This window comes from Lewinella sp. (genome assembly GCF_050633125.1).
Taxonomy (GTDB): Bacteria; Bacteroidota; Bacteroidia; order Chitinophagales; family Saprospiraceae; genus Lewinella.
In genome coordinates this window covers 93,417-115,182 of the sequence record NZ_JBOEFX010000020.1, presented here as the reverse complement: position 1 = coordinate 115,182, position 21,766 = coordinate 93,417, and the positions used below count along the sequence as shown (strand labels likewise).

Annotated in this window: 21 protein-coding genes; 6 read left to right on the top strand and 15 right to left on the bottom strand. The window is 45.5% G+C overall.

Going from position 1 to position 21,766, the window contains the following annotated elements; genetic code table 11:
• Positions 1–22: 22 nt before the first annotated feature.
• From ACRBG0_RS05400 to ACRBG0_RS05390, 3 genes are all read right to left on the bottom strand, one after another.
• On the bottom strand, positions 23–2,326 hold the full coding sequence (locus ACRBG0_RS05400) for a hypothetical protein (RefSeq protein ID WP_431485877.1): 2,304 nt from the start codon (positions 2,324–2,326) through the stop codon (positions 23–25).
• Positions 2,327–2,347: 21 nt separating this feature from the next.
• A complete protein-coding gene (locus tag ACRBG0_RS05395) occupies positions 2,348–4,378 on the bottom strand; it encodes a BatA domain-containing protein (protein ID WP_431485876.1) in 2,031 nt (676 codons plus the stop codon).
• Positions 4,379–4,512: 134 nt separating this feature from the next.
• Positions 4,513–5,613, bottom strand: coding sequence for an alanine racemase (locus ACRBG0_RS05390; RefSeq protein ID WP_431485875.1), 1,101 nt, complete (start codon positions 5,611–5,613; stop codon positions 4,513–4,515).
• A gap of 69 nt (positions 5,614–5,682) precedes the next feature.
• Here ACRBG0_RS05390 and queE point away from each other — a divergent pair, with 69 nt between their 5' ends.
• The 3 genes from queE (at position 5,683) to ACRBG0_RS05375 (ending at position 8,224) form a co-directional block, all read left to right on the top strand.
• Positions 5,683–6,312 (top strand): 7-carboxy-7-deazaguanine synthase, encoded by a 630-nt coding sequence (queE, locus tag ACRBG0_RS05385; RefSeq protein WP_431485874.1) that lies wholly within the window; start codon positions 5,683–5,685, stop codon positions 6,310–6,312.
• 119 nt (positions 6,313–6,431) lie between these two features.
• A complete protein-coding gene (locus ACRBG0_RS05380; protein WP_431485873.1) occupies positions 6,432–7,109 on the top strand; it encodes a hypothetical protein in 678 nt (225 codons plus the stop codon).
• A gap of 167 nt (positions 7,110–7,276) precedes the next feature.
• Positions 7,277–8,224, top strand: a complete 948-nt coding sequence (locus tag ACRBG0_RS05375) for a magnesium transporter CorA family protein (protein ID WP_431485872.1) — start codon at positions 7,277–7,279, stop codon at positions 8,222–8,224.
• 19 nt (positions 8,225–8,243) lie between these two features.
• Here ACRBG0_RS05375 and ACRBG0_RS05370 read toward each other — a convergent pair whose 3' ends face one another.
• The 4 genes from ACRBG0_RS05370 to ACRBG0_RS05355 form a co-directional block, all read right to left on the bottom strand.
• Positions 8,244–9,293, bottom strand: coding sequence for a sensor histidine kinase (locus tag ACRBG0_RS05370; protein WP_431485871.1), 1,050 nt, complete (start codon positions 9,291–9,293; stop codon positions 8,244–8,246).
• A gap of 51 nt (positions 9,294–9,344) precedes the next feature.
• Complete coding sequence (locus ACRBG0_RS05365) at positions 9,345–10,028, bottom strand: response regulator transcription factor (RefSeq protein WP_431485870.1); 684 nt, start codon at positions 10,026–10,028, stop codon at positions 9,345–9,347.
• A 106-nt stretch (positions 10,029–10,134) separates the two neighbouring features.
• Positions 10,135–10,473, bottom strand: coding sequence for a DUF4296 domain-containing protein (locus ACRBG0_RS05360; protein WP_431485869.1), 339 nt, complete (start codon positions 10,471–10,473; stop codon positions 10,135–10,137).
• A 150-nt stretch (positions 10,474–10,623) separates the two neighbouring features.
• On the bottom strand, positions 10,624–11,124 hold the full coding sequence (locus ACRBG0_RS05355) for a SixA phosphatase family protein (protein WP_431485868.1): 501 nt from the start codon (positions 11,122–11,124) through the stop codon (positions 10,624–10,626).
• Between the two features lie 270 nt (positions 11,125–11,394).
• On the opposite strand from ACRBG0_RS05355, the gene ACRBG0_RS05350 reads away from it, so the two are divergent.
• Positions 11,395–12,186 (top strand): SDR family oxidoreductase, encoded by a 792-nt coding sequence (locus ACRBG0_RS05350; RefSeq protein ID WP_431485867.1) that lies wholly within the window; start codon positions 11,395–11,397, stop codon positions 12,184–12,186.
• On the opposite strand, the gene ACRBG0_RS05345 is transcribed toward ACRBG0_RS05350, so the two are convergent.
• The 7 genes from ACRBG0_RS05345 to ACRBG0_RS05315 form a co-directional block, all read right to left on the bottom strand.
• Positions 12,183–12,569, bottom strand: coding sequence for a zf-TFIIB domain-containing protein (locus tag ACRBG0_RS05345; RefSeq protein WP_431485866.1), 387 nt, complete (start codon positions 12,567–12,569; stop codon positions 12,183–12,185). The two genes, ACRBG0_RS05350 and ACRBG0_RS05345, sit on opposite strands and share 4 nt — an antisense overlap.
• 53 nt (positions 12,570–12,622) lie before the next feature.
• Positions 12,623–14,821: a penicillin acylase family protein gene (locus ACRBG0_RS05340; protein WP_431485865.1), complete on the bottom strand. Its 2,199-nt coding sequence runs from the start codon at positions 14,819–14,821 to the stop codon at positions 12,623–12,625.
• 39 nt (positions 14,822–14,860) lie between these two features.
• Complete coding sequence (locus tag ACRBG0_RS05335; RefSeq protein WP_431485886.1) at positions 14,861–15,379, bottom strand: GNAT family N-acetyltransferase; 519 nt, start codon at positions 15,377–15,379, stop codon at positions 14,861–14,863.
• A gap of 128 nt (positions 15,380–15,507) precedes the next feature.
• The gene (locus ACRBG0_RS05330) at positions 15,508–16,677 is read right to left on the bottom strand and encodes a cytochrome-c peroxidase (RefSeq protein WP_431485864.1); all 1,170 of its coding nucleotides are present in this window, start codon (positions 16,675–16,677) and stop codon (positions 15,508–15,510) included.
• Between the two features lie 218 nt (positions 16,678–16,895).
• Positions 16,896–17,150 (bottom strand): membrane protein insertion efficiency factor YidD, encoded by a 255-nt coding sequence (yidD, locus tag ACRBG0_RS05325; protein WP_431485863.1) that lies wholly within the window; start codon positions 17,148–17,150, stop codon positions 16,896–16,898.
• Between the two features lie 27 nt (positions 17,151–17,177).
• Positions 17,178–17,681, bottom strand: a complete 504-nt coding sequence (locus tag ACRBG0_RS05320; RefSeq protein ID WP_431485862.1) for a DUF6702 family protein — start codon at positions 17,679–17,681, stop codon at positions 17,178–17,180.
• Positions 17,682–17,691: 10 nt separating this feature from the next.
• Complete coding sequence (locus ACRBG0_RS05315; protein ID WP_020534660.1) at positions 17,692–18,054, bottom strand: methylglyoxal synthase; 363 nt, start codon at positions 18,052–18,054, stop codon at positions 17,692–17,694.
• 153 nt (positions 18,055–18,207) lie between these two features.
• On the opposite strand from ACRBG0_RS05315, the gene ACRBG0_RS05310 reads away from it, so the two are divergent.
• Together ACRBG0_RS05310 and ACRBG0_RS05305 are read left to right on the top strand one after the other, a co-directional pair.
• Entirely contained in the window at positions 18,208–19,050 is an 843-nt protein-coding gene (locus tag ACRBG0_RS05310) for a DUF2911 domain-containing protein (RefSeq protein WP_431485861.1), read from the top strand.
• A gap of 253 nt (positions 19,051–19,303) precedes the next feature.
• Positions 19,304–20,473, top strand: coding sequence for an MFS transporter (locus tag ACRBG0_RS05305; RefSeq protein ID WP_431485860.1), 1,170 nt, complete (start codon positions 19,304–19,306; stop codon positions 20,471–20,473).
• A 243-nt stretch (positions 20,474–20,716) separates the two neighbouring features.
• On the opposite strand, the gene ACRBG0_RS05300 is transcribed toward ACRBG0_RS05305, so the two are convergent.
• Positions 20,717–21,556: an NAD-dependent epimerase/dehydratase family protein gene (locus ACRBG0_RS05300; protein WP_431485859.1), complete on the bottom strand. Its 840-nt coding sequence runs from the start codon at positions 21,554–21,556 to the stop codon at positions 20,717–20,719.
• Between the last annotated feature and the right edge of the window lie 210 nt (positions 21,557–21,766).

Genomic DNA, 21,766 nt, shown 5'->3' with positions numbered 1-21,766 from the left:
AAGAAGACTACTAATTCGTAACCTATTTCAGCAGTGATTTCGGATACCAGCGATTATTGTACCACCATCCATTTGCAGATCTACGCCCCACATTTGCAGTAGCAGGCCTAATCAGGAGCTCGTCGACACGTAGAGAGCCGGTCTTTTTATCCTTGTTGGTGATAATCAATTCTATCCTGCTGTTGGTTTGCTGGCGAGGTAGAGTAAACTCGATCAAGCCCCAGCCTTGGTCGTCCATTACCTGCACATTCTGTCTGCTGATTCGCTCTTGCTTAAAAAGCTCGGCACCGGTTTGGGCATCGTACTCCGTCCAAGTAATTGTAGTTCGTGCGGAGCGATCACTATTGAGGTACTGCCAGAAAGAAATGGTAAGATCGCCGGTATAATCCGTCACCCATGTGGTGTCTAGCAGGCGATTCCAGTAACCCATTTCGCCAGCGAATTCTCCGGCGCCAAAATAGGCACCACTGGCTGATTTATCCTTAAAATCATCGTAGTACCACTGTGCGAGAGAGTCATTACTTTGCCAACCATTGTAAACTATAGACATGGTATCCAATGCAGCTTTTACCCCCAGGACTTTATTTTCAATACGCTTCTCAAAGCTCTCTAATGGCAATTCATAAAGGTGTAGCCAATCGTTAGCGTAAAGCAAGGTCGTTTCCTTATTCAGGTGTATAAACTTCTCGCCGTGCTCGTGAACACGCACATTGTCCCAAAAGAGCAAGAGTGGTTTATCATTGGGCAGGTCTTCAAAAATTTTCGGTAAACGGTAGGGTTCTGTTACCAGCTGTAACTGATTCAGTGTTTGGCTAAGGGACGTTCTGGTCAGCATAGCCGAAGTAAGGGGCAATCCCGTCTGCATACTCAGCGTATGCGGCTTTTGGCTGATCCATCCCGTTGGTTCCCACCAAAAGTTTCCTGAACCAATGTTGAAGTATGGAATGGGTACACAGGCTTGGTAGCGTTCATAATCTATCGGGCGGTCCGTAAAGTATTCGCCTTCTTCCCAATTTTCTACCTCATCTAATGCTATCGGCTTGGCCCAGTTGTAATTATAGCTTTCAAACAAAAGGATACCCAACGGTAGCAGTAGTAAGGCCCATTTCATCCCCTCTTTCCGGGCCGTGTGTGACCATTGGTAGAGGTAATAAAATGTACAAATGTTGGCAGCGTAAAAGAATATCCACGCAAATCGACCAATCGACCTAAATTGCTGGATCGGCCCAGTGTATTTAAGCAGTTTTTCCCCGTAAGGGAAAATAAACGGTATCCCACTGGCAAAAACGAGAATAAGAATCCCGCTGATCAGCAAGTATTTCAAAAAATACTCATGGGAAACAGTGGTGGCTAATGGCCAAGTGCGCAGTTTCTGCTTTAGGCCTTTGATGATAAAGAAGAGCAGAAAGAAGGCTGCCACTAAGCCGATATAGGCTTTCGCTTCCATATCCGGCACATTGACGTGGGTAAGGTGCCGGTCAATAAATTGCCAATGCGGTTGCGACATATCTGTGAATACGCCCGTGAGCCTACTCCGATAATGAAAAAATCCCCAGGGTACCGGGTTACGATCTGTTATTGGGTCGGGATAGAGCATCCAGGCATAGAAAAACATCAGCGGCCAGCCCAACATCAGTAGTCCGTGCCCCAAGTAAGCAGGCGTTGCTTTCCAGTCGCGCTGTAGCAACCAGCGTACCCCTACCCATCCAACAATCGCGAAGGTGAGGATAGCAAAATAATAAAAGTGGATGAGCGAATAGGTCAAGACTACAGCACCCAATCCCAGGCTCCATTTCCAATGTTGTTTTTCGTGCCAACGCAGTAAAAAGTAAAAGACCATTGGTAGTAATTCCGGATGCGCCAAACCGTAATGAGAAACCATCCGATCCACTTGCGGCGCCAGAAAAGTAATACCTATTGCTAAGAGTAGACTGTACCAAGGTGGCAATTTAAGTCGAACAAAGAGCAGGTATAAGAAGAGAGCGCAAAGCACCAAGCCCAATATTAAAAAACTATGGAGTAAGCCACGCTCGTAAGGGATCAAATTGATCCCCATACCAGCTAATACTTTTATGCCGTTGGAAAACAAGGGCTGGCAAGCCCCTGGTACGACGTGCTCGCCGTAGGGATAGTTCATCCCATTGTAATGGGAAAGCGTGGAATCGTGCTCAGCATGAAAAAATATGGCGTGATAGGCCTTGTAACCATCACCCCAAGGCTCAATAAAACGCTGATTCGTTTGAGTGGAGAAAAAGTCAGGGAAACGCCACCACAAGAGCAGTAGTGTAAGCATTAACACCAGAAACAAGTAGGTCTTACGTTGCATAGAACAGTAATTACTTCCTTATCAGACTTTCCAAAACCTCAGTACCAATACTTCCAGGGCCAGCCAAATCAAGGCCAGTATCAAGCACCAGCGCCAAAGTACAATGCCTTGACTACGTTCTTCGATTTCTGTCGCAATAGCATTGTCATCAGCTGTATCAATGAGGTCTACCCGGTCGCCCACCTGAGCTTGTAGGTCATCAGCGTTGTAGTAATCCAAGGATGATTCCTGGCGGCTGTAATTGAACGCAAAATGATCCAGCGGACTTTCTTCATTCAGAAACAATTCGTAAAACCCAGCTTCTGAAAGCTGCTCATCAATGCCTAAAAAGACTTTGGCGCCTACAATTCTTTGCTCGGGGATAAATTCTTCGCCGCTGCCTCGGAGCTTATACACCAACTCTCCGGCGTTTACCTGATGGATGGTCTCCACGACTTCATCTTCACCGATGGTGTAGGCCAAGGGGCGAGCAGTACCCGCTGAGATAGCCATCTTGTAGAGCATGGGTACAAAAACTTCGGCATTTTGTACCAGATCGTTGGCTCCTTCGTCGATGGGGCTTGCCAGCAAATAGAGATGGCCTAAGCCTGAGCGGTACTTCGCCAGGTAGGTAGATCCATCGCGGTAGCTCATCAATGCCTCCTCTTGGCGACCACCATAGCTGGTCAGCGGGAAGTTGCCTTGGGTGGTAGGCAAACGCAAGCTCGCTGAACGATTTTCGAAGACATCATTGAAAATAAACTCTTCGGTGTTGATCGTACCCACTGTCCGAGGCGTTTCATCAAATTCACGGAGTTCGTTGGCCGGAAACGGCGTCAGGAAGCTGCGGTAGCTGCCCAAATCGGCATTCCGCGCCGGGAAAACTAATAGATTACCTCCTTGTTGGGCGTAAGCCTGTAGCTCATTGGACAAGCCGCTAGAGATACTTGGCAGACCTTCCATGATGATCATCTGGTAGGTACTCAAACTGCTGTAGTCAATCGCCTGACTAGAACGAAAGTCAGCTGCAAAAATGCCTAGGCCTTCCAGCGCCGCTCGCAGGAAGCGGTTGTTGGTACCCGGCGCTAGTACGAGTACTTTGATCTTTTCGGCTACCCGGAAGCTAAGATGATACTGATCATCAAACTGTACAGGGTAATCCGTGATACTCAGCGTTACATCTTGCCAGCCAGGCTGATTTATATTGATATTAACAGAATCTACGAGGGTACTACGGGCCGGAATACTAAGTACGCCTTCTGGTTTTTCCTGGCCGTTGTAGCGCACGCTAAGTCGGACATTATCCAAGTCTTCGTCGCTGTAATTTTTGATCCTTACCAGGAGGCGGTTGTTTTGATTTAACAATGGTACCGGTGCTTCAAACCACGCTGAATCCAAACCGACATTGCGCTCCTGCACGGTCTGTAGTGGCACCAGGGTCATGTCTACAGTACTGTCCTGCCAATCTTCTAGATCGGTTATATTTCTTTGAAAATCGGAGATCAGGTAGATCGCCTGATTGTCGGCCTGCCCGGTGTTTAACGCTTGCTGCTGGCGCGCTGTTACCGTCGATAAATTGCGTACAGCAGGGCCAATAGTAATTTCATCAATGAGTGCCAAAGCTTCTTCCTGCCCTACCAATCGTTGGTTGCGGCCTGCAAAATCGTTGCTCAGAATCTGGAAGCGGTCCTCTACATTAAAGGCTCTGACAACATCGCGTGCTCGTTGTTTTGCTTTTTCCAATAGCGGCACATCCTGGCTGAGCGCGCTCATACTAAAGGAATTATCGACAAATACACTTACCGACTTGGCCCCTGTTTTAACTTCCTGGTTTTGCGGAATAAACGGTTGCGCAAAGGCAAACACCAAAAACGCCAAGGCCAGTAGTCGCAATGCCAGCACCAGCAAATTGCGCAAACGCGATCGCATACTGGTCTCTTCCTTTACTTCTTTCAGGAACTTAACATTCGTGAAAAGTACCCGCTTAAAGCGTCGAAAATAGAACAGGTGAATAATAATGGGAATCGCTAAAGCCAGTAGCGCCCATAAAAATGTCGGGTATATAAATTGCATAAAATTTGCTTTGGGGTCTTCTGGTGCTGTTCGTCAATATTTACCTAAACGCAACAATGATACTCACTGTTTCCAGAAAGCTAGCAAAGGTAAGAAAAGTACAGAGTAAAGCAGCGAGGCATCCAGTCTGTTTATTAGAGTCGTTCTATCCATTGCCCTTCCAAGGTGAGGTACTCCTTCATCGCATTGGCAGCCATACATGAATGCACCGGTAGCACCAAAACGACATCCCCTACTTGGTATTGCTCTATTTCGGCAGAAGGCCCTTTGATTATGCCATGTTCTTGCGAAAGGCTGCGCAGGTACATTCCTGCAATGAGGTCGCCCCAGCCTTTTTCCGTTGATCGAGCTATTCTTCCAAAAATGGTTCCTTCTGGTTCTCCGTCCATTCGATCTTTTGAAAGATGTACACCACCACCATAGACCACCAACTCGTTGCGTTCCGGATGCCGAGCGACTACAGGACAAGCCATGGCTACAGCTATCTGATCTGTTGTATTGGAACCAATTCGAGCCTGCGTGAGGTCGTAAAAAACAAAGTTGCCTGGGCGAATTTCATCAATCTCTGCAAAATCCTCGGCAACACTACAACTAGGCGTATCTCCCAAGGAAATAACTAATTCCCGAAACCTAGATTGATATTTTTCCTTTAAAGCCACCATGGTTTTACGACTCTGCTCATGAATCGCTAAAATGTCGGCTTCTGACCGGCAGCCATAGGTATGTCCCGCATGGGCTAAAAATCCTTTAAAGTTTAGGTTCACCGAAGAAGCAAAAGTCAACAACTCCTCTATTCGCTGATGGGCTTGAGGAGGAAGACCTGTCCGGCCGTAACCAACATCTATTTTTACAAAATAGCCCACTGGTGCTGTTAAATGCTCGTTCAGGAAACACAAACTTTCGGTGTGTTCGACCAAAATATTCAATTTAACCTTTCTGGCAAGGCGATTGATTCGATCTATCTCCAAAATATTGACGGGGAAGGCCACCGTGATGTCGTCCCACTCAGGGGCAAAATATTCCGCCATTTGTAGAGAAGAGACTGTGATTGCGGTGACACCAGCCGCTTTGAACCATTGCCCAATCGCCAGGGATTGGTGCGTCTTAAAATGAGGGCGAAAGAATGTATTGGAGCGGGCTGCTTTTTTGCTCATTTCCTGGATATTAGCCCGGCAGCGGTCAACATCAAGTAAGAGTGTGGGTATGGTAACCTTGTCTAATTGCGGTGATTTCATCTTGTTGTCAATCCTTTTGTCTTTTGCACAAAATAAGGTTACGATTTTATAAATAACTACCTTTGCGGAATGGAATTGTACAAGATCAAAGAGATATACTATACCCTACAGGGAGAAGGCGCGCAAACGGGTCGCCCGGCGGTCTTTTGCCGCTTTACGGGCTGCAATTTATGGAGTGGCCGCGAGGAAGATCGCCACAAAGCCATTTGCCAGTTCTGCGATACCGACTTCTGGGGAACGGACGGCAAAAACGGTGGGCGATATTCTGCTACTGAGCTGTCTGAAAAAATAGCTAGCCTATGGCCTGGAGGTGGTAAGCCTTATGTCGTATGCACAGGAGGAGAACCCCTTCTGCAACTCGATGAAGCATTGATTGAAGCATTACATGAGAGTGGCTTTGAGGTAGCCGTAGAAACCAACGGCACCAAGCCTGCACCAGCAGGCTTGGACTGGATTTGTGTAAGCCCTAAAGCTGGTGCCGACATTGTACTCACCGAAGGACATGAACTCAAGCTTGTTTATCCCCAGCCTGGGGCAGAACCTGAGCTATTTAAAGACCTTACTTTTACACATTTCTTCCTCCAGCCGATGGATTCGCCCGAACAGGCAGCCAATATCCAGGCTACCGTGGATTACTGCCTCCAACATCCTCAATGGCGGATGAGCCTGCAAACCCACAAGGTTTTAAACATCGACTAGTCGCCGAAATGGTTTGTATCGCGCGGAGACGCAGAGGTTCTTTCAAGTGTTTCTCAAGTAGATACATTTTGCTATAATCAATCAGGTGCAAATTTCTAAATAGCCTCAGGTTTTCATTCATGCTTCATACTAAATTATCCACTGCTTACCTTCGTTTACAGCATGCTATCCGCTGGGTGCCACTGCGGGGTAAACGTCTGGGACAGCACATTCTGCGCTTTTGTTGGTCAGATGTACACTGGTGGGTAGAAGTCTTCCATTATTTGCTTGACTTATTGGCTATTCCCGAGTTCTACGAAACCTTACAGGATTTTATCAAGTGGCGAAGTCGCCCCCTTTTGGATGCCGAGCGTGTGCTGCTCTACCCTATTTTCGGCGAAAGCCTGGACTATGACCGAGTACGGATTGATGAGCGCGCTTACCTGGGCCCACCGCAATGGAAAATTTGCTACGTCAGCTTCTACACTATCAATGCCTGGGGCCGTATGGGGCCGGGGCTACTCATCCATGAAATGGTACACGTGTGGCAATTCCAACACTGGGGCAGTGTTTACATTCCGCGTGCCTTACGGGCTCAATTCAGTGAAGAGGGTTACAACTACGGCGGTGCTCCACGCGTTGCCAACTGGGCCAGGCTACAAGCACGCCTCGAAGACTTCAACCCCGAACAACAAGCAGACCTCATTGCTGACTATTGGCGTATTCAGCAAGGTCATACGACTCACTGGGGGCCGGCGGGGCCGGCAGACTTGCCGTATTACCGCTATTTTGCAGAGCAGTTGCAAAAGAGAAAATGATTCTCTGGTATTTTTCGTTTTTTGAGTCGATCGAAAGTAAAAATAACGCTCCTTATCAGTCGCTTAACCTTTTCACTTTAGCTTGACCACAAAAATTGTCAGAGAAGGAGGAAAATTAGGGAGCCGCCTATTTTTATTGTAGATTTACACCTGCTGAAAAAAGCCTTATGATCCGTTATTTAATCAAAGAAGATGGTCGCTTACGTGAGCTCGATGAACCGAAACCAGGTTGCTGGGTAAACATCGAACCTCCGTTTACCCACGAGGAACTCGAAGAGGTGGCTATTCTATTTGATTTCCCGCTTGACTTCCTGACCGATTCGCTGGATATTGACGAACGTTCTCGCTATGAGCGCGAAGAAGATGTACGACTTATTGTATTGAATACGCCTGTGCTAAACGGTGTAAAAGAAGACAATGACGCTGTTTACATTACCGTGCCGGTAGGTATTATCCTTATTCCTGATTATCTGCTTACCATTACTTCTTTTGAAAATCCGGTTTTGCAGTTATTTCTTGACAACAAGATCAAGCATTTCAATCCCAGTGATGAATCGGCCTTCGTTTTACAGATCATGGAGCAGAATGTGTTTCGATTCTTGACCTGCCTGAAGAAGTTGAACCTGCGGCGGAACATGATCGAGAAAGAGCTTTATGATTCCAGCCAAAACAAACAGCTGGTGGAATTATTGAGTATCGAAAAATCACTGGTTTACTTCATGAATTCCCTCAGTGCCAACGAACTGTTGAAGATGAAGATGAAGCGTACTGATTTTCTCCAAATCAGAACCAACGAAGACAAAAACGATCTCTTCGAGGATATCATTATTGACAACAGCCAGGCTTTGGAAATGGCCAACGTCTACACCAATATCCTCAACGGAACAATGGATGCTTACGGCAGCATTATCTCCAACAACCTGAACCTTACGATCCGCCGCCTCACGCTTATCACTATTATATTGATGGTGCCCACACTGATTGCCAGTTTTTATGGCATGAACGTACCTCTGCCAGCGCAGGATAGTAGCTATACCAGCGTTTTTATTATCGGTTCTTCCGTGGTATTGAGCTTGTTGGTCGCCTGGTATTTCCAGCGGAAGCGGTTGTTTTAGTCCTTTCCAGCTTAGAGCTTTACGCTTTCTCCAAGGTAAATCCAAAAGTAGAGCCCAAGTCGGCAGTACTTCTCACATTGATGGTCTGCTTGTGCGCTTCCATGATGTGCTTGACGATAGCTAGGCCCAAGCCAGAACCTCCGCGCAAACGTGAGCGGCTTTTGTCGACTCGATAGAAACGATCGAAAACGTGTGGCAAATGCTCTTTGGGGATACCAATACCGTTGTCTGCAACTTCTACGAGGATGTATTTATCCATATCATAGAAGCCCAACTTTGTACTTCCCTTATCTTTGCCGTATTTGATACTGTTATCTACCAAATTTACCAGTACCTGTCGGATACTTTCCCGATCTGCACGCACTCTAAAACTCTGGTCAGCACCACTTTTGAGTTCCAAAAGCAACTCATTTTCTCTGGCTTTAAACTCAAGTTCTTCTATCACTTCCAGCGCTAATTCCCGGATATCGAACACCTGCATTTCCAAAATCAACTCTCCGGTTTCAAGGCGGGAAATTGCACTCAAATCCTCGACAATGGTATAGAGGCGTTCTACATTCTTAGCAGCTTTCTGGAGAAACTTGAGGTTGATCGTCTCGTCCTCCATTCCGCCATCCAGTAAAGTATGGAGGTATCCCTGGATATTAAAAATAGGTGTTTTCAACTCATGCGAGATGTCGCCAATGAATTTACGACGATACTCTGCCCATGATTTGTACTTTGCGATCTCAGCTTCTTGTAACATCGCCCAGTCGCTAACTTCCTTTTCTACATCCTCAAGTATATTGGTCTGAACATCTACCGAATGGCTTTTGTCCGATGAAGACACCTTTTGTCGGTGGATCGTTTTGTAGATCAGCTTAATTTTCCTGTAGATATAATTCTTAAGAAAATAGATGGTTACTGCATAGGAAATACCAAACAAGGCCAATGGAAAAATCAGCCAAATGAGTTGTATATCAAAGGCTCCTACCGCTAGTAGTGTAAGTACAAAGCAAGTGCTGCCCCCTGCTGTAATCAGGAAGGCCACAAAAAGTGCTATTTGTTGAGGCGTTGAGTTTTTAAGCATGTCCGTTTATTGCGCAGAAAGTAAAGTTCGATTTTTCCTAAGTACTGTTCCTTAAAATTCGAATTTGTAACCAATTCCTTTTATGGTCTTGATGTAATGGTCGCCGATTTTTTCGCGCAATTTACGAATGTGGACATCAATGGTACGGTTGCCAACAATCACATCTGTTCCCCATACTTTATTGAAAATCTCTTCTCTTGAAAAAACCTTACCAGGCTTGGAGACTAATAAATTGAGCAGCTCAAATTCTTTTTTGGCCAGCTCAATTGTTTCTTCTCCTCGCTGTACCAAGATTCGATCACGATCAATGGCCAAGTCACCTATCTGGATGATATTTTCCACATCCTCTTTTTCACTACGTTCAGATCTACGCAATAAAGCACGGATACGGCTCAGAAAAACGCGGGGCCGGATAGGCTTGGTGATGTAGTCATCACCACCGGTTTCGAGTGCAGCAATTTGCGAGAAGTCTTCCTCCCTAGCGGTGAGGAAGGCAATTACCGTTTGTGCAAACTGCGGTCGTGACCGCAGGACTCTGCACACTTCTACCCCATCCATTTTGGGCATCATAATGTCGAGGATGATCAAATCAGGACTTTCCTGTTCTGCCATTTGGATACCTGCTTCACCATCTGAAGCTGTCACGACCGAAAACCCTTCTTTCTCCAGGTTATACTGTAAAAATTCGAGGATATCCGGTTCATCATCAACCACTAAAATCTTTGCCGTTTCCATTAGGTCTTTACTAGTTCAATGGCAAAAGTAAAGCTTTGCCCTGCCAATGGGGGCCATGCTATGTTAAATTATTATTAAACAAGTATTTAGCTAAACATAATTCAAATCAGTTATTCGCTTCAGTTTCGATGATTTGGATGTGTTCCAACACCTTAGTATACGTCTCTTCCAGTCGTTTGGGTTCCTTCTGCAACCATTGCATACTACTTATAAATTCTTCCATGGTATAACCTTTCTCCCCAAGAATCAAAGTATAATACTGTTTATAAATGCTGTCTTGTACAAGATAAGGCATCTCCCGTCCGGCAGGTTCCAGAATTAGTGCTTCTGCAAGAATTTCAGTGAGCTGGTCCTGCGGAATCGGTGGAGGTAACTCTTCCTCTTTCCCACAGGAGGCCACTAGCACGGCTAGGGTAAAAACCGATATAATTAATCGAATACTCATCTTTTAGTATTGCGCAGAAAATAAAACACGATTTAGCTTCGCTGCTTCTTCGAGATTTCATAAGACTTTCAAATAGTTAACCCGCTTAAAATGAACCGCTTGATTAACTATTATGAAAGTCAAAATCGTGTTTTATTTTCGTGCTGTTCCTTAGAAATACTGTTTTGGAAAATGTATAGTAGTGACAATCGCTGTCGGAGGTGCAAAATCAGACCAGTTTACGGCTTGAGTGTCTTCTATCTCAACGATCCCACAGGTAGGTAGGTTGCTGAGATAATCATCTTTATAAAAAAGATTGGCCACATTGGTAAACGTAGGGTTATGCCCAAAAAAGACGACATGCTCCCACTCTTCCTTTAAGTTGCTGATCAGGTGGATAATGGTTGCACTGTCCGATTCATAGATACGCTCTTCCTTGACTATGGCCCCTGGTTCTTGGCCCAAGGCCTGAGCAAAATGACTAGCAGTGGTAAAAGCCCGCTTAGCCGTGCTACTCACCAGTGCATCCGGTGCCCAACCTTTGCTAGCCATCATTTTAGCCATAAAAGGAGCATCACGGCGGCCTCGTCCATTCAAAGGGCGATCGTGGTCACGAAGGCTCAAATCAGACCAACTCGATTTTGCATGCCTAACGAGTGTTATCTTTTTCATCTGCTTAACGCTTATTTTTTTTCAAAAATAGTGGAAGTATTGTCAAACATACCTTAATTTTAAGATACCATCTTCAAAATCCGGCATCTGTCTTTCCGGAAAATAGTATGTTCCCCACTTTTTGTTAAACAAGCATAGCTTCCCATTCGTTTGGGTTCATAATGCTATGTTCTAAAACAACTTCCTTACTTTTGGCCTCATAAAAGGAGGGCAAAGGAAGCAAACTTGTTGTAACCTTTTGTACGCGACCTGAACTAAAGCTTATTGATTATGAAATTTAAGGAAAAAGTCGTCTGGATAACGGGAGCATCCTCCGGAATAGGAGAAGCCCTTGCTTACGCATTTTCACAAGAAGGTGCATTTGTGGCCATCTCGGCTCGTAATCAGGAGGCCCTGGAGAAGGTTCGTAATGCTTGTGCCTACCCAGACAAAGTAATGATAGCCCCATTGGATGTTGCCAACTTTGACTTAGTCCCTGAAGTGGCCGCAAAAATTATTGATCGTTTTGGTTATTTAAATATTTTGGTCAACAATGCCGGCATTTCACAGCGCTCGCTGGTGCGCGACACTGCGTTTAGCGTTGACCAACAGGTCATGAATGTCAATTTTATGGGGACGGTGGCTGTAACCAAAGCGGTTTTACCCACGATGCTGCACCAGCACTTCGGACAAATCGTGGTCATCAGCAGTGTAATGGGCAAAATAGGTACACCGCTCCGCTCGGCCTATGCTGCTTCTAAGCACGCACTCCACGGTTTCTTTGAATGCCTACGGGCCGAGGTCAAAGAGGAAGGTGTAGGGATTTGCATAATTTGCCCCGGCTACGTCAATACCAATGTTACCATTAATGCCCTCACCGGAGACGGTAGCCCCAATAAGGTCAAGGCAGAATCTACGGCAAATGGGCTTTCTCCAAATGAATTTGCGCACAAAGCACTCAAGGCCATTGCTGCCGAAAAGGAAGAAGCACTCATTGGTGGCAAAGAACTCCTCACCATTTATATACAGCGGTTTTTCCCACGCCTCCTTCGTTGGATCATCAGACGGGTGAATGTTACTTAATGACCTAAATCGCGAATAAAGTGGTAGAGGGAAATTAGAAAGTGCTCCTGTTGGATGGCCGTTAGTTCACCAGGATCAAGCCAAGTGCCTTGGCATTTTTTGCAATAGTCGATAATTACATGTCGATCGCGGGGGTGGTCGGCTTTAATCAGTAAAGGAGAATCGGGGCACCGGGGGCAATACAAGCCAATCAGTTGATCTACCTGAGGAGGGATTTGTCGTACTTCCCAAGCTACCGGTTCTACGATGGATTCGAGTTTTTTCATTTCTTCAAAATCCAACCAAATACCGTCGCATTGTGGGCAACGGTCGATCTCCAACTGGTAATTTTTCTCCTTAATGGTCTCCAGTTGCATACTCACTTTACAACGCGGACAATTCATATTTTTCAGTTCTTTTAATGGAGTAGACTTGTTCTAGCAGGCACGAACTTTTCTTAAAAAGCTTGTCTCTTCTCTCCTGGATGGTAAGTTTCTACGGCCTGTGCTTCCACCTCTGGTCGGTAGAAATAAACATCGCGAAATTCCTGATTACAAAAAGCTTTAGACTGGTCATCAAAATGAGGAGAACGCATGTGTCCCGATTGCCCCCCCGTAACAATGGCCTTCGCGCGGAGCCTCTTACCAAATGAAATTACTGCTACAAAGCTATTGCCATGGAGCCCGTACCGTCGTTTACTGCCTTCGTAGGTTTGTGATTCTATTGCAGCAATTGCGCCCCAACGAGAGGAAGTAAAACCTACTGGTAGGCTTGGCCGTAAGTCGTCGAAAGTCGGATCAATAGCATTGCTCAGTCTTTGGTACCGATTGATTAATCCCCAGGGTGTTTGCCAGTTCCCGAAATCACGTTCTAATTGTGCCACAACCTCTTCTAAGGCAGTCACCATTTGTTCATCCGTCACATAATCTTTGATCCAGGCATCAAAGAGCGTTTCCTTACGAGCCTCTTCAGGCGTTTGTTGATAAGCCAATTCTAATACCTTTTCCGCCCAAAGGATGGCCAAAGAGGTAGCTACCGAGGACACGCCGTAATTGCGATCCCAGGTTTTTAAGGTCATGTAAGCAGAAACCAGTTGGCGGTCTTGATCGTTGCCTGCATTTTCAAAGGCTTCTTCCAGCAGAGGAACCAAGCGATCAAAGGCTACAAGGTGAGGGTCATTTGCTACTTTAATGAGGCTATCCAAGGTGTAATTGGACCTACTTGCCAGCAAATTATTGGCATGGATACTTCGGAAATTATCCTTGTCAGGAGCGGCGTAAGCGGGATATTTTTCTGGATCAGGGCTCTCAGAAGCAGCAGCGGTAAAAGGTGTAGAGTTGCAGTTTTGTAACCAGTTGGTTTTGGGATTCCGCAAACGAATCATCTGCCCTGGCGTGTGTAGACCTTGCCAATCTTGTTCGGGGTCGCTACCATCAACATAGCCGCTGTAATCGTATTCAGGGTTTCGTTTTGGCAAATAATTGCCATGCCAATAGGCAATATTTCCTTTGTAGTCGGCAAAGACCGTGTTATTGGAAGAGTTGGTACGAATTTTCATCGTCTTTTTAAAGCTGGCGTAGCCTTTGGTTTTTGTACGAAGAAAATCCTGGGTCAGTGCATCAAGCGGGCGATCCATCATTCGGTAGGCAATCCACTTACCGTCCTTTTTCCCTACAATTGGGCCATGATGTGTACGGTAGATGGTAAAAGAGCGCGATTTGATTTCCTTTCCATCGCGATAAGGAATACTCACTTCTTTTTGTTCCACCGCTCGCTCCTCGGTGCCGTATTGATAGTAATACTTACCATCGTCTCCTTGTTTGACTTCTTCCAGGTATTGGTCGATAGCATCAGCCCAGCTGGAGGTATGCATCCATCCACACTTTTCATTGAATCCCTGGTATACAAAAAACTGCCCCCAAGTCACTGCGCCGTAAGAAGCTAGCCCTTCGTCGCTATTGACATGCTGCTCCGAGCGATAGTGAAAGGTAACGTGCGGGTTGATTAACAATAATGAGTTTCCCTCACTAACCAGGTTTTTACCGACAGCAAACCCGTTAGAGCCTGTGGTTGGCGCCAGATTTGTTGGAGAATCAGGGTAGTCAGGCTCCTGAAGTCCTATGCTCTCGTCGCCATAAAAAGCGGCAATATCATTGAGTGAAACCCTTGTAATATCTGGCCCGATACTTCCCTCGGTGAAGGTGAAGGGCATCCATGGTTCAAATTTATTGATCCATAAAGGCTGCTCTTTAGGATGGGTATGCAAGTAGAAATTTATGCCATCGGCAAAAGCATCACAGAGTGCTTGTAGCCACTCTGGCGCATTGTTATAGTGAGTCTTTGCACTGGTAGAATCCATCCACATCCGAGCGCGGAGATCATGATAGAGGTGTTCTTCGCCGAATGCCAAAGCCATTTGCCCGGTAGCTTCCAGGTAATTACGTTCTACTCTGGGAAAGTCGTCTTCGCACTGCGCATAGAGCATTCCGAATACGGCATCAGCATCTGTAGGAGCATAAATGTGAGGGATTCCCCATTCATCACGGATGATTTCTGCCTGAGCAGCACGGGCTTCCCAACGTGCAATTTCTGTAGCCGAGAATTGTTGGCTGAATAATTGTCCACCAAAAAATAGTAATAGGAAACAATAGCGCATAGGTTTAGTAGTTGGCTTTAGTCCGCCAAAATACAATTTCTACACCGCTTTGTGGTAAATCCTTATTTCTTGCCCTTGCTCTTTGGCAAACTTCTCTTCTTCGCTGAGGTTTCGAGTGTAAGAAAAGTTCATTTTTTTCAATAAACTTAAAGACGCTATATTATCTGCTCGAACCATTGCCTGCACCTCCGTGAGTACTGTATTTTCTTTGGCAAAACTCAATATAGCGGCTACGGTTTCGGTCATGATTCCTTTGCGCTGGAAGCTAGGTAGTAAATCATATCCGAGCTCTGCTGTTTCCCCATCTTCGGAAAACTGCCATAAACAAACCGTTCCGATAATATTCTCTGGAGCCTCTTTAAACACAATACCCCAATAAAACCAACGGCCTTGGTCTATACCCTTTTCTATTTTTTCAATAAACAAACGACTGTCCAATGGTGACTTCATAAGTTCGCGCGAAAGGTAGCGCTGCACTTCTACATCTGTATGAAGGGTAAATATAGCGGGAGCATCGGCCATTGTAAGGACGCGTAATTGTAAGCGGGGGGTGAGTATGGGGGGGTGATTGTTGATGGTTGATTGTTGTTGGTCACTAGTCCTTAAACAGTAGTCCCATATCCGGCTTAAAGGCCAAATACGGGACTATTTATTTTTACATTATTAGACGTTGCGGTGCAAAGTCTCTACTTGAAGGGGTCGCTGTAGCGTACTTCTTGTAGGTAATCAATATCCGTCAATGTTTCCAGGAAGGATACTAAGGCTGCTTTGTCTTGGCTGCTGAGGTTTAGGCGCATTGGTTGGCCACTCTCGTCGCGAAGAAACTCATGCAGCTTTGGGTGATCAGCAACGTTATCGCTGTAGAAGTCTACGACTTCTTCCAGGGTTGCAAAACGGCCATCGTGCATGTAAGGAGCTGATTGGGCGACGTTGCGTAAGGTTGGAACTTTAAAAGTATACTGGTCAGAAGTAATATTAGTAAAACCACCAATTCCTTCATCTTGGTACTGCATTTCCAAACCATTGTTAGCTGCATTCATCACCGGCCGGCCGAATACTGAACTGTGACAGCCTGCGCAGCTTTCAAGATAAATTTCCTTGCCCCGGTTTTCAGCAGCAGTAAAATCTGAGAAATTGACTTCCATGTTGAAACCATCGGTTGACTTTTCCGCAGCGCGGTCAAATTTAGAATCAAACGTTCCTAGGCCATCTACGAATTCTGCTACCGCAGACAAGATACGCTCCTCTGTTACCTGGGTGCTACCGAAAGCACGGCGGAAAAGAGGCTGATAAAACGCTCGATTTTCAATATTATTCACTAGCTCGTCTATAGTCAGCCCCATTTCTACCTCACTGGTGAAAGCGGCTTTCGCTTGCTCACGGGCTGTTCCAAAACGATTGTCCCACATAAATGGCACGCCAAAGGTCCCGAATATATCAAGACCATAGTAAGCGGCAAAACTGGCAACAGAGCCTAATGCAAGGCTATTCCGTTCGGTTTCGCCATCAACTCCATCACTGGATATTTTGTTATCAGAAAAGGCTAATTCTTGTTTATGGCAACTAGCACAGGATACTTCTCCGGTAGAAGAAAGTGCTTTATCGTAAAAGAGAACTCGCCCAAGGGTAGCCATGTCTTTATTGATATTACGTGCAAACAAACCGCTACTAGAAAGGTGCTGAGGTAAAACAACATTATAATCTAGCGGTTTTTCCGGCAGGTCAAGTGTTTGTTGCAACATTGCCAGTTCTTCGGGGTAGTAGAATTCTTCCCGTACTTCAACGTCATCAGAAACACAGCTGCTTAGGCCGATGGCCAAGACAGCAAAAAGCGATAAGTAAATAAAATTTTTCATAATACCTGAGGATTTGAGGATTGAGGTTTAGAGGAAATTTAAGCGCAATCACTATTCGCTTAGACGCACACCAGATCAAGAAAGGTTGGGTTTGTCCGCAGAGAAAGCAAAAAAATGATTTTCAAAAATGATTGTGAAAATACCTTGAAGCCTTAAAAGTAAGAACTTCTCCATTCCTTTTCACCATATCTTAACGCTTTGTCACAAGATTGTCAGGTCTATTTCTCGTTTTTTAACACTTTCTCTTCCTCTTTACCTGTTTTTTTAGGCACAGGGTCATAGCCCCAGGGGCCCCAGGGATGGCATTTACCTATGCGTTTAAGGGCCAACCAGCCACCTTTCAGTACGCCCCATTCTTCAATTGCCTCTACTGCATAATGAGAGCAAGTAGGCTTAAAGCGACAACGCGGCCCCAGCAATGGAGATATTGCATATTGGTAAAACCGTATTGGTAAAATGAATAACCAGCGCATAAATTTTGAATTGATGGATGCTCAGCGCTAGGGCTTAATTTCTTCTTCCCAATAATCCTGATAAAAAAGATAGTTTTTGAGGATTCCTTTTGCTCCTCTCACCTGAACCATATTTTGCTGATCGCTGTACATATCAAGCAAAATCTTGTTTTGCACCCTTAGTGGTTGATCCGGTCGAGCATCAGGAATATAGAGGTAAATCCAGAAAGCGGTTAGGTCATCACTGGTCTCTTTGCCCAGCCATTCCCATTGGAGCTGTTGTTCTCCATTAAACAACTTAAAATAGCGCCGCAAATAAGTCTCCAGGTATTCCTCGGCCTTGGGCTCTTCCTTGGCTGTCCCCATAAATAAGTCATCGACTCCTTTATCTGCTAACGCTTTTTCCAAATCATCAATAAAAACATGAAGGCTTATTTGCCATTCCTGTGCATCAGCAGCGTATGCGATTCTGGCACGACTAACATGAAATTCGTGTACTTCTGCCAACGGCATATCCAGGCATAAAAGCGAAAAAAAGAGTAATAACCGCATAAGCTTGACTTTATAAATTCTTCATGAACAAGGTAGCAGCAGCAATATTGGTAGCCAATGGAATATTATGAACATCGCACAACCGCATCAGCATATTAACATCTACTTCGTGCGGATGTTTACCAAGAGGGTCGCGAAAAAAAATAACCATATCCACTTGCTTCTCGACCAAACGGCTCGCAATCTGGGCATCCCCTCCGTAAGGGCCACTTTGCATTCGTTCCACTTCCAGTCCTGCATTTTCAACATGAGAACCGGTAGTTCCCGTTGCGATGAGGTTAATTTTATGTTGCTTTAGCAAATGAATATGATCCTTAATAAAACCTACCATATCGGCTTTTTTCCCATCGTGGGCAATGATTGCTATGGTCATTAATTCAACTATTTTGATTCGCTGCTTTAATTTAACAACTCATTATTAAGTGTAACTACACGAAAGCAGCAGGATTTCCTTAATTTCGCGAACAATTAGATCTTTGGATTGTCCAAAGGTAGAATTATCCAATTCCAATTAAAACGAATTAGAATGAAAAAACTGTTATTAAACGTTTTTGCCCTTGCACTTACGGTGAGCTCTTTTGCTCAAATTTCTACGCCAGCTGCTAGCCCAGGTGCGCAAATCACTCAAGCTGTTGGTTTAACAGAAATCATGGTCGACTATTCTCGCCCTGCGATGAAAGGTCGTACGATCTTTGCTGCTGACGGATTAGTACCTTTCGGTAAAATCTGGCGTACTGGTGCCAACGGCGCTACGAAAATCACCTTCGGCCAAGACGCTAAAGTAGGTGGCGAAGCTGTAAAAGCTGGTGACTATGCTTTGCTTACTGTTCCTAATGCTAAGGACTGGACTTTCATGCTATATCCTTACGAAGGTCGTAGCTGGAACAGTTATACCGAGAAAGAAGCTGCTGCTAAATTTATGGTTCCTACCACCAAAACTGCTATGCCAGTAGAATCTTTCACCATCGGCGTAAATAATGTTACAAGCAATGGTGCTACTATTGACTTCATGTGGGCGAACACCATGGTGAGCGTACCTGTAGAAGTAGAAGTACACGAACTGGTAATGGCTGACATCAAGCGGATGACTGCTGGCCCTTCTACCAACGACTACTACGCTGCTGCCAGCTACCTACACGACAGTGGTACTGACAATGCATTGGCGCTTGAGTTTATCCAAAAAGCAACTTCTGGTGAAAATCCTGGGTTCTGGATGGTTCGTCGTGAAGCATTGATTCTTGCCGATTTGGATCGCACCCAAGAGGCTATCGCTGCTGCTAAGCGCTCTTTGGCTATGGCCAAAGAAGCTGGTAATGACGACTACGTTCGCATGAATGAAAGTTCTATTGCTGAGTGGACGAATAAATAAGAATAATCTAGGCATCTAATGCTGATGCTTTTCTTCTTAGTATTGCGCAGAAAATAAAACGCGATTTTCTCCAAGTTTTTCAAATAGTTAAAANNTTTTCGTGCTGTTCCTTAAATCCCGGGTTACCTGAAATGGTGATCCGGGATTTTTTTGCTTTCCTATCAAATGAGCATCAGTATCGGTCAATCTAAGGCTTGTTGCTTGTAAGCGATTAGGCTTAATATTGCCAACATATACAAAACAAGAATCAACAATGGCCTGGAGTGATGTACAAAAAAGCCGTGCTGCTGTAGCGCTAATTTTTGCAGTAAATGGTTTTTTATATGCTAATTGGGTCGCTAGACTGCCCCGCTTACAAGAAATCTACCAGCTGGATCATGGCCAGTTGGGGCTGGTACTCCTTGCAAGTAGCATTGGTGCCTTGGTAGCGATGCCATTAACAGGCAAAGTCATTGTTAAGACAGGCAGCCACCGGATTACTACAGTCATGCTGTTTTTATTTTGCCTCTTCATTCCTTTGATCCCTGTTACGCCTAATATTTACACCCTTTGGATTGTCCTTTTTGCAATTGGCGCAACAAGCGGCTCACTCGACGTAGCGATGAACGCCCAAGCAGTGTTGGTAGAACAGCAGCTACGCAAACCCATAATGTCTTCATTTCATGCCATCTTTAGTGCTGGAATGATGCTAGGAGCAGGTAGTGGTGCTTTGTTCACCTACTTTGAAGTTTCTTTTTTTCTTCACTTGCTGATCGTCATGGCCATAAGCTTGCTGGTCGCTTCACGCGTAAGGCATTTCCTCATTCCTGACCTCCGAAAGGTCGGCCAAGAACAAGAAGATCAACCTAGTCAAAACATCCTATTGCACCCAGCCCTTCTTTCTCTTGGCCTGATCGCGTTCTGCTGTATGTTAGGAGAAGGCGCGATGGCCGATTGGACCACCATTTACCTAGAGAAAGTAAGCTTAGCAGACCGCGACTGGTCGCCACTAGGTCTAGTGGCCTTCTCTACTGCAATGATGATAGGAAGGTTCCTTGGTGATGGTGCCCGCCAACGACTGGGCGATAGTCGCTTAGTACAAGGTAGTGCTATTGTTGCTATTACAGGTCTCAGCTTAGCACTGGTATGGCCCGTTATTTGGACAGGTATTTTGGGCTTCTTTCTGGTGGGCATCGGGCTGGCAACGATCGTACCTATTGCTTACAGTACCGCCGGTAATATTTCGGGTTTATCACCTGGTGTAGGCATTAGTATGGTTACCAGTATTGGTTATGCAGGTTTTTTAGTAGGCCCTCCGGTGATTGGACTCCTCAGCGATTGGCAAGGGCTACGATTCGGGATGGCCTTTGTCCTCTTTCTGTTCGTAGCAATGTTGGTGTTGAATATTCTGGCAGTACGACGGCAGCGGAAAGTGGGGGTCTAGTTTTTTGGGTGCGAATTCGGTGCGAAGTGCGTTTTTTTTGTGCGAAGTGCGAATTTGGGTGCGTCAATACTTTCCGAACTCCGATTTCCGACTTTGAGCACAGCGTACTTAAGGGGTAATCGTACCAGTGCGATTATACGTTGAGCAAAGCGTGATCTAGCTTCCAAAGCCCCAATCGTACCAATGCAATCACACCGTCAGCGGGGCTAATCGTACCAAGGCGATCATACGATCAAGGCTAATTTAGCCCCTTTCCTCAAACGGAAAACTTGATGGATCAGGATATCGATACGTAAAATCCAAAAGGGTCTTACCCCGTGTATTGTCGATAATTTTCCCTTGCGACTTCTCCGTGTCTACAACAAATGTTGGAGCGACAAGCCCGATGGCTTTGCTGGCTAAAGGATAAAAGTCAGCTTTTGTGGGATGTTCATTCGCACAAATATTCAGGGTATCACCCCAATGAGCATCAATAAGAATCCGCTCCATAACAGCAAGCACATCCTCTTGATGGACGAGGTTTATTAACTGTTCGCCGCCCGGCACCTCTTCCTTTCCGGCAAACCAGCGACCTGGCTGGCGGCTCCCTCCTACTAATCCCGCCAGGCGTAGAATGGTAGCTTGGTTGGTATAACTTTCTCTCAATAAACGTTCCACCTTTACAAGCGCTTTACCCGAGGCGGTAGCAGGTTGTAGGGGGCTATCTTCCGTAACCACACCTTGCTGTTTGCCATAAATCCCAGTACTACTCGTGAACAGGACTTGCCGGATGCCACCAGCCTGAGCTGCTTGTAAAGCCTGCTGGATTTTAGCGGGATAAGTATTCACAACGTCTAGATCTCGACGACCACCGGGAGGGACGGTCAGAACAAGTTGATCGGCAGCAAAAAAACCTTCCACCTCGCCGCTGATGTGATCTGAATGAAGTTCCAAAAGGTAGGCATCCCAGCCTAGGTTCCGCAAACGAGTAGCTTTTTCCTTATTGGTAGTCGCCACTTTCACGGTATAACCGAGCTGAAGCAAACGATGTGCAAGTGGCTCTCCGAGCCAACCCGCCCCGAGTAGGGCTATGGTCTTTCTCATAGTTGGATGGTTAGCTGGTTTGATGGTAGGTTGGTAGGTTGGTAACAGGACAAAACAAATCAACATATCAACTATTCTTTTGGTTAATTGGTTTTAGAAGGTAAATCAATTTATCCTCCTGATGACCAATTACATCCCCATCAATTGTTCTTACTACGATGAACTAGAAGCTATTGCTACGCTCAAAAAAGTCGTCACCATCGTTTATAG

Coding starts and splice junctions, on each gene's coding strand:
- ACRBG0_RS05400 (WP_431485877.1), bottom strand. CDS start 2,326: ATGCAACGTAAGACCTACTTGTTTCTGGTGTTAATGCTTACACTACTG.
- ACRBG0_RS05395 (WP_431485876.1), bottom strand. CDS start 4,378: ATGCAATTTATATACCCGACATTTTTATGGGCGCTACTGGCTTTAGCG.
- ACRBG0_RS05390 (WP_431485875.1), bottom strand. CDS start 5,613: ATGAAATCACCGCAATTAGACAAGGTTACCATACCCACACTCTTACTT.
- queE (WP_431485874.1), top strand. CDS start 5,683: ATGGAATTGTACAAGATCAAAGAGATATACTATACCCTACAGGGAGAA.
- ACRBG0_RS05380 (WP_431485873.1), top strand. CDS start 6,432: ATGCTTCATACTAAATTATCCACTGCTTACCTTCGTTTACAGCATGCT.
- ACRBG0_RS05375 (WP_431485872.1), top strand. CDS start 7,277: ATGATCCGTTATTTAATCAAAGAAGATGGTCGCTTACGTGAGCTCGAT.
- ACRBG0_RS05370 (WP_431485871.1), bottom strand. CDS start 9,293: ATGCTTAAAAACTCAACGCCTCAACAAATAGCACTTTTTGTGGCCTTC.
- ACRBG0_RS05365 (WP_431485870.1), bottom strand. CDS start 10,028: ATGGAAACGGCAAAGATTTTAGTGGTTGATGATGAACCGGATATCCTC.
- ACRBG0_RS05360 (WP_431485869.1), bottom strand. CDS start 10,473: ATGAGTATTCGATTAATTATATCGGTTTTTACCCTAGCCGTGCTAGTG.
- ACRBG0_RS05355 (WP_431485868.1), bottom strand. CDS start 11,124: ATGAAAAAGATAACACTCGTTAGGCATGCAAAATCGAGTTGGTCTGAT.
- ACRBG0_RS05350 (WP_431485867.1), top strand. CDS start 11,395: ATGAAATTTAAGGAAAAAGTCGTCTGGATAACGGGAGCATCCTCCGGA.
- ACRBG0_RS05345 (WP_431485866.1), bottom strand. CDS start 12,569: ATGAATTGTCCGCGTTGTAAAGTGAGTATGCAACTGGAGACCATTAAG.
- ACRBG0_RS05340 (WP_431485865.1), bottom strand. CDS start 14,821: ATGCGCTATTGTTTCCTATTACTATTTTTTGGTGGACAATTATTCAGC.
- ACRBG0_RS05330 (WP_431485864.1), bottom strand. CDS start 16,677: ATGAAAAATTTTATTTACTTATCGCTTTTTGCTGTCTTGGCCATCGGC.
- yidD (WP_431485863.1), bottom strand. CDS start 17,150: ATGCGCTGGTTATTCATTTTACCAATACGGTTTTACCAATATGCAATA.
- ACRBG0_RS05320 (WP_431485862.1), bottom strand. CDS start 17,681: ATGCGGTTATTACTCTTTTTTTCGCTTTTATGCCTGGATATGCCGTTG.
- ACRBG0_RS05315 (WP_020534660.1), bottom strand. CDS start 18,054: ATGACCATAGCAATCATTGCCCACGATGGGAAAAAAGCCGATATGGTA.
- ACRBG0_RS05310 (WP_431485861.1), top strand. CDS start 18,208: ATGAAAAAACTGTTATTAAACGTTTTTGCCCTTGCACTTACGGTGAGC.
- ACRBG0_RS05305 (WP_431485860.1), top strand. CDS start 19,304: ATGGCCTGGAGTGATGTACAAAAAAGCCGTGCTGCTGTAGCGCTAATT.
- ACRBG0_RS05300 (WP_431485859.1), bottom strand. CDS start 21,556: ATGAGAAAGACCATAGCCCTACTCGGGGCGGGTTGGCTCGGAGAGCCA.